The organism is Bradyrhizobium sp. CCBAU 21365, assembly GCF_015291305.1.
In the GTDB taxonomy this organism is placed as follows: domain Bacteria; phylum Pseudomonadota; class Alphaproteobacteria; order Rhizobiales; family Xanthobacteraceae; genus Bradyrhizobium; species Bradyrhizobium elkanii.
In genome coordinates this window covers 7,904,050-7,918,518 of the sequence record NZ_CP030036.1, presented here as the reverse complement: position 1 = coordinate 7,918,518, position 14,469 = coordinate 7,904,050, and the positions used below count along the sequence as shown (strand labels likewise).

Genomic DNA, 14,469 nt, shown 5'->3' with positions numbered 1-14,469 from the left:
AAGGCTTTTTCCAATATCGTCGCGGAGCGCGTAAGCTCGCCGCGACAGTGATCAATGACCGCTTAAAGATGCTCAACAGTCTGGATCTCGAAGGCCGCCCTGAAGATACACGGATCGTCGTTGCCATGTCCGGCGGCGTCGACTCGTCGGTGACGGCTGCGCTGTTGAAGTCGCAGGGCTATGACGTGGTCGGGATCACGCTGCAGCTTTACGACCACGGCGCTGCGACCCATCGCAAGGGCGCCTGCTGCGCCGGCCGCGACATCCACGACGCGCGCAATGTCGCGGAGCGGATCGGCATCCCGCATTACGTGCTCGATTACGAAAGCCGCTTCAAGCAATCGGTGATCGACAATTTCGCCGACAGCTACGCGCTCGGCGAGACGCCGGTGCCGTGCATCGAGTGCAACCGTTCGGTCAAGTTTCGCGATCTGCTCGCGACCGCGCGCGAGCTCGGCGCGCAGGCGCTTGCCACCGGCCACTATGTCGCCTCGCGGCGGCTTGCCGACGGATCGCGCTCGCTCACTTGCGCCGCGGATGCCGATCGCGACCAGAGCTATTTCCTGTTCGCGACCACGCGCGAGCAGCTCGACTTCCTGCGCTTCCCGCTCGGCGACATGACCAAGCCGCAGACCCGCGAGCTGGCGCGCCGCTTCGATCTCGAGGTCGCCGACAAGCAGGACAGCCAGGACATCTGTTTCGTGCCGACCGGCCGCTACACCGACATCATCGGACGGCTGAAGCCGAATGCGATCGCGCCGGGCGACATCGTCGATCTCGACGGTCATGTGATCGGCCAGCACCAGGGCATCGTCCATTTCACCGTCGGCCAGCGCAAGGGGCTCGGCATTGCCTCCGGCAGCCCGCTCTATGTGGTCAAGCTCGATGCGGCGACGCGCCGTGTCGTGGTCGGGCCGCGCGAGGCGCTGCGGATGGATCGCATCGCGCTGCGCGACGTCAACTGGATCGGCGACGGCGCGCTGGATCGCGTGATCGGCGAGGGCATCGAGATCTATGTCCGCGTGCGTTCGACGCGCGCGCCGCAGCCGGCGTGGCTCCGCGCCGCCGATGGCGGCTATGAGGTCGAGCTCGTCGCCGGCGAGGAGGGCGTGTCGCCCGGCCAGGCCTGCGTGTTCTACGACGCAGCCTCCGGGCAGGCGCGTGTGCTCGGCGGCGGCTTCATCAGGAGTGCAAGCGCAAGCCGCGCAATACGCGCCGCGACGCAGGACGCGTTGGCGCCGATTGCAGAAGCGGTTCGCGGATAGACAGAAGAAACTTCGGGGCAGGGGAATGGCTGGGGACATCGACCGCGAAGGGGTCGAAAAAGCGTATGGCCGCTGGGCACCGATCTACGATCTGGTGTTCGGCAAGGTGTTCGATCAGGGCCGTCAGTCGACGATCGCGGAAGCCGATCGGATCGGCGGCCGCGTGCTCGATGTCGGCGTCGGCACCGGGCTCTCGCTGTCGGAATACAAGCGCACCACGAAACTATGCGGCGTCGATATTTCCGAGCCGATGCTGCGGCGGGCGCTCAAGCGCGTGCGCGCGCAGGGCCTCAGCAATGTCGAGGCGCTGGCGGTGATGGACGCCAAGAATCTCGCATTTCCGGATGCGTTCTTCGACGCGGTGGTCGCGCAATATGTCATCACCGCGGTGCCGGATCCCGAGGCGACGCTCGACGATTTCATCCGCGTGCTGAAGCCCGGCGGCGAACTGATCCTGGTCAATCACATCGGCGCCGAGAGCGGCCCGCGCCGCGTCTTCGAGCTCGCCTTCGCGCCGCTGGCGCGGCGGCTCGGCTGGCGTCCGGAGTTTCCGTGGGAGCGGCTGACCAATTGGGCGGCGAAGCATGGCGGGGTCAGCCTTGCGGAGCGCCGCCCGATGCCGCCGATGGGGCATTTCTCGCTGATCCGCTTCCGCAAATCGTGAGGTTGCGGCGATTTTGACGGGGAACATCGGCGCGCCGTCATGGTTTTCTCGTCATGAGGATCAATCGAGCACTCGCTTTATCCTGTGTGCTGATAATGGCACCCGCTGTGGCCGTGGCGCAGGCGCCGCCGACATCAGCCACACCGCCGGCCCAGACCGCGCCACCGGCGCCGTCGCGCACCGCCGCAAATTGCGCGCCGCAGCAGCCTTCGCATCCTGGTGCCGTGGTTCCGGAAGGAACCACCACCGGGCAGAGCAGCCAGCCGCTGGGCGACAAGCTCGCCAAATCCGACGGGGTGTTGTGCCCGCCGGCCGGGGTCGATCCCGAAATGCGTGCGCCGACCCCGCAAGGCGGCAACACGCCGGTGATTCCACCGCCCGGCAGCCCCGGCGGCGACCAATCGGTGAGGCCGAAATAGCCTCTGTCTGCAATAAGTTGCTGCCACGTCCGGGTTTGCTTGACAGGCGCGCATGCCACTCTTTATATGCCGCGCGTTCGCACCCGCGGCTCACCGGCCGCCGATGGCGAGCCCATGGCGGGGTAGCTCAGCTGGTTAGAGCACGGGAATCATAATCCTGGGGTCGGGGGTTCGAGTCCCTCCCCCGCTACCAGATCCAGCGTAACCTCTTGATTTCCCAGACTTGACCGATCGATGTTTCGACACGAGGGATGTCTCATTGATACATCCGAGCTGATCGCTGATCAATTCTGACTACTAAAGCAGTGACGCTCGGTTTGCGATCGCGTGGCGGCCCGCGCTCTATGGGTAACTGCGCGTATCGATGATCCTTTGCCTCGTCTAGAGCGATTGATCGCACCAAACGGGTCGGGCCTCCAATACTACGACAGCGACACACAGACCGCGCGCGGTGGCTAAAGAGACATGCGCGTGGATTTCCGTACACTTGGGCGCGAGGCGACGGGCCCTTTGGAGCGCCCCGCCCGAAAGAGCGATTTTGGGCGCACCCGGCCCATCCCGTGTAATCTCGATGTCGTGCCAGTTCACCCGCCCCGTGATGCCGGTGCCGAGCGCCTTCGCGCACGCCTCCTTGGCGGCGAAACGGCGCGCGAAGAAGCCGGCGGCGTCCCGGCGATTTTTCCCGGCGGCGATCTCGTTTACCGTGAACAGCCGCTCCAAATACCCGATGCCGCGTCGCTTTATTGCGTCGGCGGTGCGTTCGAGTTCGTGGATGTCCGTTCCGACGCCGATGATCAGAACTCTCTCCTAAATCGGACAATATATGTTTGATTTTCGGACATCGCATGTTATCTTGTTATTCGGAAGGAGATCGCCATGACGGACACCTCTGCCGGTTCCTCACCCACCAAGGTCGCGCCAGCCTATCCTGCGGCGGGAGTAGCGAGCCTGATGCGCGACGAGCTTCTGAACGCCGTCCGCAGCACCTACAAGCGGAAGGGGCTGCCGCTGCCGCCCGACGACGCCAGCGTTGTCGCCAAACCCATCGAAATCGATTCGCAGCTTGTCGTCGAGACACTGCAGGTGCTCGACGACATCCTTCCCTTCAAGGTCACCGAAAGCGTGGTGAAGGCGGGCGGCTACGGTTCGATCGAGGCTGCGGTCGCGCATGTGACGGGCCGCGTCGAGAAGAAGTGGAGCGAGCACCACACCGGAGCGAAGACATGAGCGACGAAGCCGAGCGACGGAGGCTGGGCGAACGGTTGCGTCAAGCCCGCGAATACGTCGGCTACTCCCAGGACGAGGCCGCCGCCTTCCTCAAGGTGACGCGCACGGCGGTCACCAACATGGAGAACGGCCAGCGCAAGGTCGAGGCGATCGAACTGAAGCGCCTCGCCGAGTTGTTCAGGCAACCCGTCGGGTACTTCACCGGCGAGGACGAGGCCGCGGCCTCGCTGCCGGCCGATGTCGCCCACCTGGCGCGCGCCGCGGCCAAACTGTCGGCGAAGGACCGCGACGAACTCGCCCGTTTCGCGGAGTTCCTGAAGACGCGGTCGGACAGCGGAGACTGACGCATGGCGAGTTACGAAAGCTCGCTTCGCAAGGCGTCGCTCGAGGCGGCGCGCCTTCACCGCGATCTCGCGATCCAGGCCCAGACGGTGCACGGCAACGGGCGCGTCGACGTCTACGGTACGATTGCCCGGCTCGGCGTGCCGCTGATGTTCACCCGCCTCGACGGATTGCTCGGTGCCTACTATCGCGAGCCGGCGCCGGGCATTCTGGTGACGACGCAACGCCCCTCGAGCCAGCAGCGCTACACCGCCGCGCACGAACTCGGCCACCACCATCTCGGTCACTCGCCCAGCCTCGATGACGAGAACATCCTGCGCCGGGCGCAGCGCCGTCCGTCTTCGCGGGAGGAACTGCAGGAGGCCGAGGCGGAGGCTTTCGCCGCCGCTTTCCTGCTGCCGAGATGGCTGCTCGATTGGCATTGCGAGCGTCAGAACTGGAAGGATTCGGACCTCGCCGATCCGGCGAACGCCTACCAGCTCGCGCTGCGCGTGGGGATCAGCTACGAAGCGGCGGTCTGGACGATGCATCAGTACGGCGTCTTCGACCGTGCGATCGCGCGCGCCTTGGCGGACATCAAGCTCAAGTCGGTGAAGCAACACCTGCTCAAGGGGTTCGAGCCCGCGAACTTCCGCGAGACCGACGTCTGGCTGGTCACCGAGCGCGACGCCGATTGCCGCCTCGACGGCGGTCCCAAGGACCTTTTCGTCGTGAAGCTCACCGAGCACAGCGGCTCGGGCTATCTGTGGCGGATCGACGCCATCGACGGCGAGGCGCTCGCCGTGGTGGCGGACGGTCGAGAGGCCATCGGCGTCGACGAGATCGGCGGCCCTAGCATGCGGCTCATCACGACCGCCGCGCAGGATCGGCGCGCGGGAGAGTTGCGGCTGGCCGAAGCGCGTCCTTGGCAGCCCGGCGTGCCGCTCAACACGTTCGCTGTCAGATACGACCTGTCAGGCGCCGAGCGACAGGGCTGGTATCGCGATCAGCGGAAGCAGCACCGCCTGGATCTGGAGGCCAAGGCGGCGTGAGCGATATCGTACCCGAGATCGACCTGCGAGCGAACTTCGGACCGGCCCGCGATCAGGGCGCCAGGCCAACCTGCCTCGCCTTCGCCGCGAGCGATGCCCATGCGGCGCTGCTCGGACCTTGGCGTCCGCTGTCCTGCGAATTCGCGTTCTATCACGCGCAGCGTCGCGCGGGTCGGCCGCCGTCCTACGGAGCGATTCTGCCGGCGATGCTGCAGGCGTTGCAGCACGACGGCCAGCCGCTTGAGACCGAGTGGCCGTACCTGGGCGGATTGCCTGCGGACCCCGACGGCTACGCGCCGCCGGCGGTCAAGCAGGTGTTCCGCCGGCACGGCGAGACGGGCTCCGAAGACTACGACGACATCGTGCGACGCCTTCGCACCGGCGAGACGCCGGTCGTGCTGCTCACCATCTCCGATCCCTTCTATATGCCGGACGCCGCCGGCATCGTGTACGGCGTCGGCGGCGAAGATCCGGTGCGGCGGCATGCCGTGGTCGCGGTTGGTTATGGCCGCGTCGGCGCGGAGGACGCGATACTGGTTCGCAACAGCTGGGGCGCCGATTGGGGGCTCCATGGTCACGCCTGGTTACCCAGATCCTATCTCGCGCCACGCATCACCCGCGTAGCGGTACTCACGGAGGTCGCGGATGTTCCCGCCCCGAATATCGCAGCCTGATTGTGCATCCGCTTGGCTGGAGGCTTCACGCGTCGTGCACGCGCTTTCCAAGCACGAAGGCCACCACGTCGTGATCGACGTCGCCGACCCGGTCGCGATGTCGCCGGTCGCGACCGCGGTCGTGGGGCAGGTCGACGCCTATCTCGGACAGCACAGCGCCAGCGGGTTTCTGGTCAGGACGGTCGCCAACACGATCTTTCCGCAGGCCACCTACGACCGGCACGGCGCTCCCGCATTCTACGACGTCTACATGCGACAGGTCTTTCCGCGGCTGAAGAGGTCGTCGAAGGATTGGGGGCGCTACTTCGAGCGGATGATCGCGTTCCCCGGCGAGGACGGGCCGGTCAACCTCCTGGACGACATGGTCGAGAAGATGAAGCGCAATGTCGCCAAGGACTCGACTTACCGTAACATCTACGAACTGCCGATTTACAACCCGCTGAAGGATGCAAAGGGTTCGCCCCGCGGCGGACAGTGCCTGAGCTTCATGAGCTTCAAGCTCGACAGGGACCACCGACTGCTGCTGTCGGCGGTCTATCGCAACCACTACTATACCGAGAAGTTGTTGGGTAACCTGATCGGACTCGGACGGCTGATGTCCTTCGTCGCGGCTGAAGCGGGCGTCCGCGTCGGACCCCTGTCGGTGTTGTCAACGCATGCCGAAGTGGATACCGCCGGGGCGAGCCGCGAGGAGCTTAAGGCGTTGCATGCGCGTTGTGCCGCTCTGCTCGGGGTCGGCGCGTCGATCGCAGCCTGATCGCCCGCCGGCCTCAGGAACCTGGTGACGCGCCCCAGGTGTGCTCCGCTTCGAAAACGTGAAGCCGTCTCCGCAAGTCGTGATCGGGTTACGATCTTGATCCCTGCCCATGCGTGTAGCAACATGCCGGAACGGGGCCTGGACCTGAATTGTCCAAAGAAGAGCCGCCTGCCGCTTGCAGGGACCTGAACCCTCCAGACCATGGAGGGCCGCCGCATCTATGCGCTGGCTTTAGCGCGGATGCAGTGGCGCGTCAGGTCCAGCCCACTCATCCGACCAGCGCTTTCCGGACCGGCAGGAGAGCGATATGTCAGGTTACAATATCGACCGAGCGATCGGCTGTCGCATCGGATACAACACCGTCATCAAGGCAGTGCGCTATGTCGACGAGCATGAGCGTATTCCGCCTTGGGCGTCCCAACCTCTGCGTCGCGTGTTGAAGGCCATCTACGGCAAGCAGGTGTACAACGCCTATCGGACGAAGCGACCGAAACTTCGTCTTGTCGGGTAATCGCGAACGGGTCGGCCCGCGCCCGTTGCGCGGGTCGGTCACCGTTCTGCGGGGCTGCGATCGCTGGGATCGGATCCGCTGGCGTGGCGTCGCTAGAACAAAGAGCCCTGCGCCGCTCGCGGTGCCGCGCAGATCCCGTAGTGCGCCTCCATGCCGGAAATGAACTCGGCCTGTCCGCCGTAGCTCGGGTGACGGACTTTCTGGGCAGTGATGTCGAGGTCGTCGAGCGCGATCTGCGCGTCGCGGCCGATGGCGACCAACGTCTTGGGCTGTAGCGCCTCCAGCAACCAGATCAGAAGCGGCCTGCATGCCTGGCGCTCGGCGCGAGTATGGCACCGGTTGGACATGGCATCGTCGGGCTCATGAGGGTGGAATGGGAAGACATTCCACAGAAAGACCGGCCGCCGCAGACCGCGAAGCACCTGCCAGATTGTGGTCGCGGTGCGCTCCGCGACCACCGGACCGCGCGTGGCGCGGGCCAACGGTAGGTCTCCGTACAAACCGCCATGCGCGGCCAAATGCACTTCGTCGGTCAACGCAAGTCCGGTCCGCCTTCCGCCGCGATAGCCAAGGTCTCGCGCGATCCAAAAGGAATCCACGCCCGAGGTCAGCGCAGCTTCGAGCACCAACGTAAGATTGCGGCGTCTGATCGCGGGCGCATCGGCCCCGTCGTGGTTCCCGCACGCGTCGGAGTAAGGATTGAAGACGTCGTCGAACTGGCTATTGGCGAGACGACGGACGAAGCGTTGGGCGGAGCGGCGATGGTTGGTCACTTCGGGGCCTCGAATTCGATGCTGCGTTCGACGAGGTCGATCGTGACCACGCCGCCACGATGATACCTCAATTCCCTAAAAATTCGGAAACCGCTGAGAATCGCGCGCTCCCATTGCCAGAGTGGACGCGCTTCGACCTCGTAGCCGCGAACCAAATCGTGTACTGCCTTCAGCAGACCGTAGTCGAGACTCTCGACGTTGCGGAAGTCGTTGTTCCGGACGCCGTGGCCGAAGATCCAGGTCGAGATGCCTTCTTCGACGATGATGGCGCGGGCGCCGTCCTCATTCTCGTCGATTTCTGGTCTGCTCTTGCGCTTCAGCTTGAGAAGTGCGCGAAGAGTCGGCGACCAGCCGAGGATCGCGGCGAAGGCGAGATGGAAGACGTCGTGGAAGCGGTAGTCGTCAGGCTCCAAGCGATTATCGGTGAGACGACTGCCCACGTTCACGCCGTTCAATTGTTGTACCACGTACGGCCGACCGTCGACGGTTCGTTCGGTGAACACCATCGTGAGCCGCCGGGGGAGTTGCTCCTCGACGGGATAATCGGCGTCGAATAGCCGGCCCCAGTCCGGATCGTCTGGCCATCGGCCGAGCGTCTTGACGATGTTTCTCCGCGCTGCCTCGTCCAAACTGACTTCGGCATCCTCGGAGGCGGCGAGCAGAGCACGGAAGATCTCGACCAGATCCGCCGAAAGCACGTCCCGGTTATCTGCGATCCGGCCGCTGCTCCAGTCCTCCATCAGACGCCCCACCTTGCCCGCCAAGGCGAGCAGGCGGTGCTCTACGGCACCGGAAAAGGTAGCTCCACCGAACGTCTGGTTTGGCGGCTGCAACTCTACGAAGGTGAGCGCGCCCGTCCTTCCGCGGTAGTCCCAGTCGTCGAGCTTGGCCGGCGTCCGCTGCGCAATCACCGAGAGCGGCAGCTCCGCGCGCAGTGCGGCGTTCGCGAAGTACCACAGGGTATCCCCGAGTTCTTCGAGAACGACGTCGTGATAAGCGACGAAGGCATCCTTGTCGCGTTGCTTTTTCTTCAGCGCGCTGAGCAAGCCGCCTACCTCGCCGAACAGCCCCAGCAGCACGAATCCGAGCCCTTCGGTGCCCGGCTTGCCGTTCCGGTCGGTCCGGGTCGTGAACTGCTGATATTCGTCTAGCCCCAACGGAGCTTCGGCATCCTCGAACAGCGACCTCTGACGGCGCAGCAACGAAGGTCTGGCCGCGCCGCTCATGTGAAGCCCTTTTCGGTCGGGATCATGGCTCGGCCATCTGGCTATTGATCGGATTCCGGTTTTCGATGCGCCCGCGGTTGTGCGTCCGCCGACAGCCTTGCTATAGTTGAATCTATGTCAAACCGCTCGACTTTTCTTCATCTCACCGACGCTCACGTCTCCCAAGCCGGCGTTGCCTTCGATAGGGACGACCAAAAGGTCGCCATCCCGTCCATTGCGCCTGGTCGACGCGAAGACGCCCTGGACCAGTTGTTCGCGCGTTTGGCGGAAAATCTCAAGGAGGAAGGACGGCGTTTGGACGCCGTGATCTTCTCGGGCGACGCACAGCACCAAGGCGCCCCCGGCGGCCATGAATTGGTCTTTGAATTGCTGGTCCGACATCTCGGACCAGTTGGCGTGACGCCCGAACGCATCGTGGCTACGCCGGGCAATCACGACGTACCGCGCGATACACCACCCGGAAGCGCGGAGCGCTACGCCGACTTCCGCAAGATCTGGTGCGATGCGGGATGCGTCGTGCCCTGGCTCGACGGTATCGACCCGTGGCCTTTGCCGCGGGACAGGATGGGCCGGCATAGGCTGCTGGCCTCCGACCGGAGTTGGGCGATCTTTCCGATGAACACCAGCAACTGGTCCCACGTGAGCTCGGTGCTGCCGAAGCCCCTGAGCGACGTATGGGACACGATTCCGGACGCGGTGGCAAAGGGCGATGCCGAGCGCGCGTCCCGCCTGCGAGCTCAGCTTCAGTCGCTGGCGCGCTACGACATGGCGCGCGTGTCGGAGCGACAGCTTGAGACACTCCGTGCGATCGTTGCCGACACGGTCGCCCCGAATCGCGGCCGCCAGTTGCGCATCGTGGCCATGCACCATCACCTCCGTTCGCCTTCGCTCCGCGAAGAGCTAAAGCCTTTCGCAGACATGTCGAACCTAGAGCAGGTGCGAGCGCTCCTGCGGGATAGCGGCATGGACATCGTGGTTCACGGTCACAAGCATGAATACGCGACGTACTTCGACCACATCTACGGCGATGACGGCGAGGAGGCCCGTCGGACTTTGGTCGTTTCGGGCGCGACATTCGACGTGGGCCGGGAGAAGGAAGCGATGCGGCTTCTCACCGTTGAAGGACTGCCCCATACGCCTCAAGTCACGTTACGACCGCTGCCGTTACCTCGCGCCGGCGCGACGTGGCAGCCGGGTCCACCTACCGTGCGACGCCTCTGGGTCCAGAAGAGCAAGACCGGAGATCCGGTCGTGGTCGTCCCGTCCACGCCGATCACGATCGAAGGTTCCGATATCGACGAGGTTTACGTAAGAGCCTGTGCCGCCGCAAACTCGGACGCTTCTCGGGGCACTTTGATCGTCCATCTCGATCTGCCGGACGATGGCGGTCCCAAACTGCCGTTGCCTGTCGAGTATCCGCTGCCGGAAGCGCTCCGGGACGATGAACGTGACGAGTGGCTCCGCGATCTGGTGAATTGGTGGCAACGGGACCGGTCCCAGCTCGAGCACCGGATTCCGTACATTCATGGTGTGCGTCTTCGCCGCTACGGAGGAAAAATCGATCAGATCAAGCGCATCATCGATTTGCTGAAGGCGAAGGAAAGTACCCGGGCTGTCGCGGTGCTCGTCGATCCGTTCCGGGACTTCAATCCGGCGCCCTCAAAGGAAGAGTTTGCATCGTTTTGTTTGGTCGAGTTTCGCCGTCGCAACCAGGCTGGCGGCGCGACCGTCGTGGATGCGATCGCGTTCTACCGAGCGCAGGAATTCGCGCGTTGGTGGCCGGTCAACATCGCCGAGCTGAGACTTTTGCAACGTGAGATCGGCGAGGCTTGCGGTTTTAAGCCCGGTCGGATCACGACCGTTGCCGCGGACGCCCGGACCATCGCGCGGTCGCCCACCCAGGTCGCGATGCCGCTCATCGACCGTCTTCTCGATCAGGCGCCCGAGAAGCTTCACTTACTGGCCGACGCCATGGTGCGTCGATCGGTCCGGAACGAGCACCAAAAGGCAGCCGTGGCAAGCTGGCGGGAGGCTCTCGGCGAGCTTCGCAACGCGGCGAACGCCTCCTACAACAATGACGGCATTCCGATTGCCATCGAAGGATTACGGGCGTTGGCCGCTTATGTCGAAGTTGGAGCCGACGCCGGCGACACGAAGGCTTCGACCATAGTAGCCACGTTGCGAGACTTGGCCGATCAAAACGAAGGATACGAACGTTCCAAACGAGAGCCGGAAGACTTCAAGCGATGGTCGCGCGGGGCGCTGCAGCGAGTGGCGGAGCTCGAAGCGGTCACCGATGAGCGCACCAAGTGAAGCAGCAGAACAGCCTTTCGGGCGGTGATCGGCCAATGCGGCTCGACAGTTCATGGCGAGCGATCGAAGCATGCGTCGCCGATGAATAGCCGGGACGATATCAAGGAAGAGCGCGGAAGGCTTTCACGCCTGCCTCCAGACGCCGATCGTGCCGAAAAGAAGAATTGCGGCTACGCTTTCGAGCGTTTGTTGCACAAGTTGTTTCTCTTCGAACAGCTCGCGCTGCGGACCAGTTACAAGCCCGATGGCGAGCAGATTGGTGGCTCCATCTATCTGAAGGCGAGACCGACAGCGTCGTGATCGCTACCCTTGGCCGAGCACATCTTGCGCGACGCCTGTTCAAGCCGTTCGACCAAGATCGTTGTCGCGATGGGCAAACTAGCGATCCTGGATTCGGAGCCCAATTACCGTCCAGCATCCCGTCCAAGACCACTTTCATAGATCGCCAGGCGCTCCAGCGCGTGCGCGAGCTGTTCCTCCTGCGCGGTGATGAGCGCGTCCTTCTCTTCGAGTTCGTTCCGCAGGGCCTGCTCGCGGCCGCGCAGGATCGCCATGCGCCTGTTCGCCTCCTGCTTCAGCATCATCATGTCGTGACGCGACTGCGTCTCGATGCCGTTGATCTTGGATTCGGCGGCCGCGTTGGCGGCAGCGGTCTTCTCGACCACGAACTCGCGCGCCTGCCGCTTGATCGTGGCCAAACGGTCGTCGATCCGCGCATGCTCGCGAGCGAGGATTTCCGCCTGGCGCTTCCGTTCCTTCCATTCCTCGCGCGTCAGGCGCTGCAAGCGCGGTCCGATCCGGAAGAGCCCGAAGCAGACGCCGACATCTTCGTAGTAGCAGTCCTGAAAGGCGGTCATCGCCGCCTTGTAGGCCTTGCTCTGCTCGCGGGGCTTCCCGCCGGCATCCGCGCAATTCGCCGCAGCGCGGAAACCGGGATGAACGCTCGCGATGCGGAGGCGGTTGTCCGGCTCCAATTCGGGCAGCACAATGTAGTGCACGTGCGGACGGAGTTCGTCCATGTGCTCAACCACGGTGACCAGCCTGTCGCCCCACTGCGACTGCAGCCAGGCGACGGTCGCGTCGCGCCACTGCACATACAGATCGCGTGCTTCAGCGTCTTGTTGAACATGGGCCGTGAGATCAGGCCATGTGGCGACGCCGACCAGCACGACGAGCGCTTCCGGCCGCAACCTGCGCCCGATCTTGTCGACCGCTTGCGCGGCGCGGGCAGCGGCCATGTCGAATGCCTCGCCCGGCGGCAATCCGAAGATCAGGTTCGGCGGTTGCGGATCGGTCACGTGGTCGCAGGCATGGGGCGCGCGGATCATCTCGTCGCGGATGTCGAACATCGAGCACTTCCGCTTCGTCGAATTCTTCCGATGCGCCCCCTTGCGGCTGTAGGGCTCGACGTGGTTGAATTGATATGACGGAATCAAAGTGGTGCCTCCTCGATCTGGAGGCATACTCGGCGACGCCATGGCAAGCCGGAAGCACTTTCCGTACGAAAGTTGATCCGACCCCACCCCAGGACGCTGATTGAGATACACCAAGTCGGTTCTCTAGGTGTACCTCCACCCCCCTGACGCGTTTCGCTGGGCCATCGCAAATTTCTCCATTAGGACTGGCGAGGGGGCGGATGGTCGTCGGCAAGCCGACTGCCGTGGACGATGCCTGCGCCGCTATTTGCGTCGGAGGTGCTGCCGGGTCCGGACGGCTCGTCTTCCGATCTCGAGAAGCCAAGCCGTCGGCGCAGGTCGTGTCGGCTGGGATTGCCGGGCAGAGCCTGCTTCTTCAGCAGGGCGTCCTCGATCGCGATGACGACGATATCGTTGAACTTGCACCGGGCATCGGCGGCCAACCGACGGACGGCATGATGGATGTCCTCACTGACCGTCAGCGTCGTGCGGCAGGTCTCGGTAGTCCCGGTCACCTGCCTTCCAGGCGCGCTGTCTCGCAGGGCTTTGCGCAAATTCTGCGCCGAGGCCGCAAGAGCGTTCGAAGGATCGGTACGCTTATTCACTAAATCAACTCCAGTTTCTTGAGGATCCAATCCGTTGCCGAACGGACTTCCTGCGCTGCCGGCCCCTCGGGCTCGTACTCGACGACGCCAAGGCCCAGCGCGACGGCGTCCTGATAGGCGACGCGATAGGAAAGGTGAGCGTCGACCACGGTCCCCAACTGGCGATGTAGCGCCAGCCAATGATTGAGGCGCCGGTTCAATTGAGACGGCGTGCGCGTCAAAAGGATCGCGTACTCGATATCTTCCTGGACGAACGCGGCCTGGATGCGGGCGGCCACGGCGTTCGCCAGGTAGGTCGGCTCGGTGACAATGATCGCGAGGTCAGCGAGCTTCGCCGCGTCGGCGAGGGTATCCGTGTCATGGGCCGGGGTGTCGACCAAGGTCAGGTCGAAGGCGGCCTCGTTCTCCGCGAGCCAGCCCGGCAGTTGACGTGCGGCGATGGACGTGACGAAGGGGGCATCACGCCCACGCGCCGCCGCCCACATTGCGCTGGACGCCTGCGGGTCGGTATCGGCGATCGCCACGGAAAGACCCCGAGCTGCCGCGGCCACGGCCGCGTTCAAAATCGCCGTGCTCTTCCCAGTCCCGCCCTTCAACTGCACCGCCGCGGCGACGCGCATGTATGCACCTCCTGCGCTTCCAGCATGAACGCAGGCGCACCAACGATCAAATCGACCGGATTCTCCCAAAAAGCCGGGGGAACGCCGATGGCATCGGCGGTGAGGGCCACGTCTGCCATACGGCCGTCCAAAGTTTTCCACCAGGAAATTTCCGGCTCAATGCTCTTGTACCGCATCGAGACGCCGTAAAATCACTGCATCACTGCATCACTGCATCACTGCACAGCAACGCCGCCATATCATTGCGCCCAGGCGTCATCGTACGATCCATTGTGGCATTCGGCTCGCTGGCACAGTTACCGCTAGACGAGGTCGATAGAGGCGGATCTGGGTGCCGAACCGCAGATGTCCAAAGTCTATGGGTGTGACCTGTACGACAAAGCTCATGGCCCTCGCAGTTCTGCGCGTAATCTCAGACCGGGATCACGGCGCTGCGGGCGCAGACCCGCCATTTCAAGTGCACTATGTCTGGATAGGGCGCGCGGCGTGGGATGACGGATGCTGCTCGTGCGGCAACAGCCAGTAAGGTCGACCCTCTGCGCAGCGGTTAACCGGACTTAACGATGTTTCGTCGTAAAGCTTGTGTCTCGATGGGCACGGCTTATTTTTGGCATGTCCGCCGCTCCT

Annotated in this window: 18 protein-coding genes and 1 tRNA gene; 12 read left to right on the top strand and 7 right to left on the bottom strand. The window is 64.0% G+C overall.

Annotated elements, in window-relative coordinates:
* Nucleotides 1-68 precede the first annotated feature (68 nt).
* The 4 genes from mnmA to XI02_RS37250 all read left to right on the top strand — a co-directional run bounded on the left by mnmA (nucleotide 69) and on the right by XI02_RS37250 (nucleotide 2,541).
* Complete coding sequence (gene mnmA, locus XI02_RS37265) at nucleotides 69-1,265, top strand: tRNA 2-thiouridine(34) synthase MnmA (protein WP_069276530.1); 1,197 nt, start codon at nucleotides 69-71, stop codon at nucleotides 1,263-1,265.
* 25 nt (nucleotides 1,266-1,290) lie between these two features.
* Nucleotides 1,291-1,929 carry a class I SAM-dependent methyltransferase gene (locus XI02_RS37260; protein WP_016845103.1) on the top strand — a complete coding sequence of 213 codons (639 nt, stop codon included), beginning with the start codon at nucleotides 1,291-1,293 and terminating at the stop codon, nucleotides 1,927-1,929.
* Between the two features lie 53 nt (nucleotides 1,930-1,982).
* Nucleotides 1,983-2,348 carry a hypothetical protein gene (locus XI02_RS37255; RefSeq protein ID WP_026193332.1) on the top strand — a complete coding sequence of 122 codons (366 nt, stop codon included), beginning with the start codon at nucleotides 1,983-1,985 and terminating at the stop codon, nucleotides 2,346-2,348.
* Between the two features lie 116 nt (nucleotides 2,349-2,464).
* Nucleotides 2,465-2,541: transfer RNA gene (locus XI02_RS37250), tRNA-Met, on the top strand.
* 188 nt (nucleotides 2,542-2,729) lie between these two features.
* Here the strand turns inward: XI02_RS37250 and acpS are convergent.
* Nucleotides 2,730-3,092, bottom strand: a complete 363-nt coding sequence (gene acpS, locus XI02_RS37245) for a holo-ACP synthase (RefSeq protein WP_244981128.1) — start codon at nucleotides 3,090-3,092, stop codon at nucleotides 2,730-2,732.
* Nucleotides 3,093-3,224: 132 nt separating this feature from the next.
* On the opposite strand from acpS, the gene XI02_RS37240 reads away from it, so the two are divergent.
* The 6 genes from XI02_RS37240 to XI02_RS37215 all read left to right on the top strand — a co-directional run bounded on the left by XI02_RS37240 (nucleotide 3,225) and on the right by XI02_RS37215 (nucleotide 6,890).
* Nucleotides 3,225-3,575 (top strand): hypothetical protein, encoded by a 351-nt coding sequence (locus tag XI02_RS37240; RefSeq protein WP_172646890.1) that lies wholly within the window; start codon nucleotides 3,225-3,227, stop codon nucleotides 3,573-3,575.
* Nucleotides 3,572-3,919: a helix-turn-helix transcriptional regulator gene (locus tag XI02_RS37235; RefSeq protein WP_172646891.1), complete on the top strand. Its 348-nt coding sequence runs from the start codon at nucleotides 3,572-3,574 to the stop codon at nucleotides 3,917-3,919. The genes XI02_RS37240 and XI02_RS37235 overlap by 4 nt, the downstream gene beginning before the upstream one ends.
* Nucleotides 3,920-3,922: 3 nt before the next feature.
* Nucleotides 3,923-4,948: a protease inhibitor I42 family protein gene (locus XI02_RS37230; RefSeq protein ID WP_172646892.1), complete on the top strand. Its 1,026-nt coding sequence runs from the start codon at nucleotides 3,923-3,925 to the stop codon at nucleotides 4,946-4,948.
* Nucleotides 4,945-5,622 (top strand): C1 family peptidase, encoded by a 678-nt coding sequence (locus XI02_RS37225; RefSeq protein WP_172646893.1) that lies wholly within the window; start codon nucleotides 4,945-4,947, stop codon nucleotides 5,620-5,622. The genes XI02_RS37230 and XI02_RS37225 overlap by 4 nt, the downstream gene beginning before the upstream one ends.
* 34 nt (nucleotides 5,623-5,656) lie before the next feature.
* Nucleotides 5,657-6,379, top strand: coding sequence for a hypothetical protein (locus tag XI02_RS37220; protein WP_244981001.1), 723 nt, complete (start codon nucleotides 5,657-5,659; stop codon nucleotides 6,377-6,379).
* A 307-nt stretch (nucleotides 6,380-6,686) separates the two neighbouring features.
* On the top strand, nucleotides 6,687-6,890 hold the full coding sequence (locus XI02_RS37215; RefSeq protein WP_172646895.1) for a hypothetical protein: 204 nt from the start codon (nucleotides 6,687-6,689) through the stop codon (nucleotides 6,888-6,890).
* Nucleotides 6,891-6,982: 92 nt separating this feature from the next.
* Here the strand turns inward: XI02_RS37215 and XI02_RS37210 are convergent, their stop codons facing one another.
* Together XI02_RS37210 and XI02_RS37205 are read right to left on the bottom strand one after the other, a co-directional pair.
* Complete coding sequence (locus tag XI02_RS37210; RefSeq protein ID WP_172646896.1) at nucleotides 6,983-7,663, bottom strand: uracil-DNA glycosylase; 681 nt, start codon at nucleotides 7,661-7,663, stop codon at nucleotides 6,983-6,985.
* A complete protein-coding gene (locus XI02_RS37205; RefSeq protein ID WP_172646897.1) occupies nucleotides 7,660-8,889 on the bottom strand; it encodes a nucleoside triphosphate pyrophosphohydrolase family protein in 1,230 nt (409 codons plus the stop codon). Before XI02_RS37205 ends, XI02_RS37210 begins: the two co-directional genes overlap by 4 nt.
* Nucleotides 8,890-9,003: 114 nt before the next feature.
* Here XI02_RS37205 and XI02_RS37200 point away from each other — a divergent pair, with 114 nt between their 5' ends.
* Both XI02_RS37200 and XI02_RS37195 read left to right on the top strand, forming a co-directional pair.
* Entirely contained in the window at nucleotides 9,004-11,202 is a 2,199-nt protein-coding gene (locus XI02_RS37200) for a thymidylate synthase (RefSeq protein WP_172646898.1), read from the top strand.
* An 81-nt stretch (nucleotides 11,203-11,283) separates the two neighbouring features.
* Nucleotides 11,284-11,502: a hypothetical protein gene (locus tag XI02_RS37195; RefSeq protein WP_172646899.1), complete on the top strand. Its 219-nt coding sequence runs from the start codon at nucleotides 11,284-11,286 to the stop codon at nucleotides 11,500-11,502.
* Nucleotides 11,503-11,606: 104 nt separating this feature from the next.
* On the opposite strand, the gene XI02_RS37190 is transcribed toward XI02_RS37195, so the two are convergent.
* The 4 genes from XI02_RS37190 to XI02_RS37175 form a co-directional block, all read right to left on the bottom strand.
* Nucleotides 11,607-12,551, bottom strand: coding sequence for a hypothetical protein (locus XI02_RS37190; protein WP_172646900.1), 945 nt, complete (start codon nucleotides 12,549-12,551; stop codon nucleotides 11,607-11,609).
* A gap of 266 nt (nucleotides 12,552-12,817) precedes the next feature.
* Nucleotides 12,818-13,132 carry a hypothetical protein gene (locus XI02_RS37185; protein WP_172646901.1) on the bottom strand — a complete coding sequence of 105 codons (315 nt, stop codon included), beginning with the start codon at nucleotides 13,130-13,132 and terminating at the stop codon, nucleotides 12,818-12,820.
* An 89-nt stretch (nucleotides 13,133-13,221) separates the two neighbouring features.
* Complete coding sequence (locus XI02_RS37180; RefSeq protein WP_172646902.1) at nucleotides 13,222-13,842, bottom strand: ParA family protein; 621 nt, start codon at nucleotides 13,840-13,842, stop codon at nucleotides 13,222-13,224.
* Entirely contained in the window at nucleotides 13,815-14,018 is a 204-nt protein-coding gene (locus tag XI02_RS37175) for a hypothetical protein (protein WP_172646903.1), read from the bottom strand. Before XI02_RS37175 ends, XI02_RS37180 begins: the two co-directional genes overlap by 28 nt.
* Between the last annotated feature and the right edge of the window lie 451 nt (nucleotides 14,019-14,469).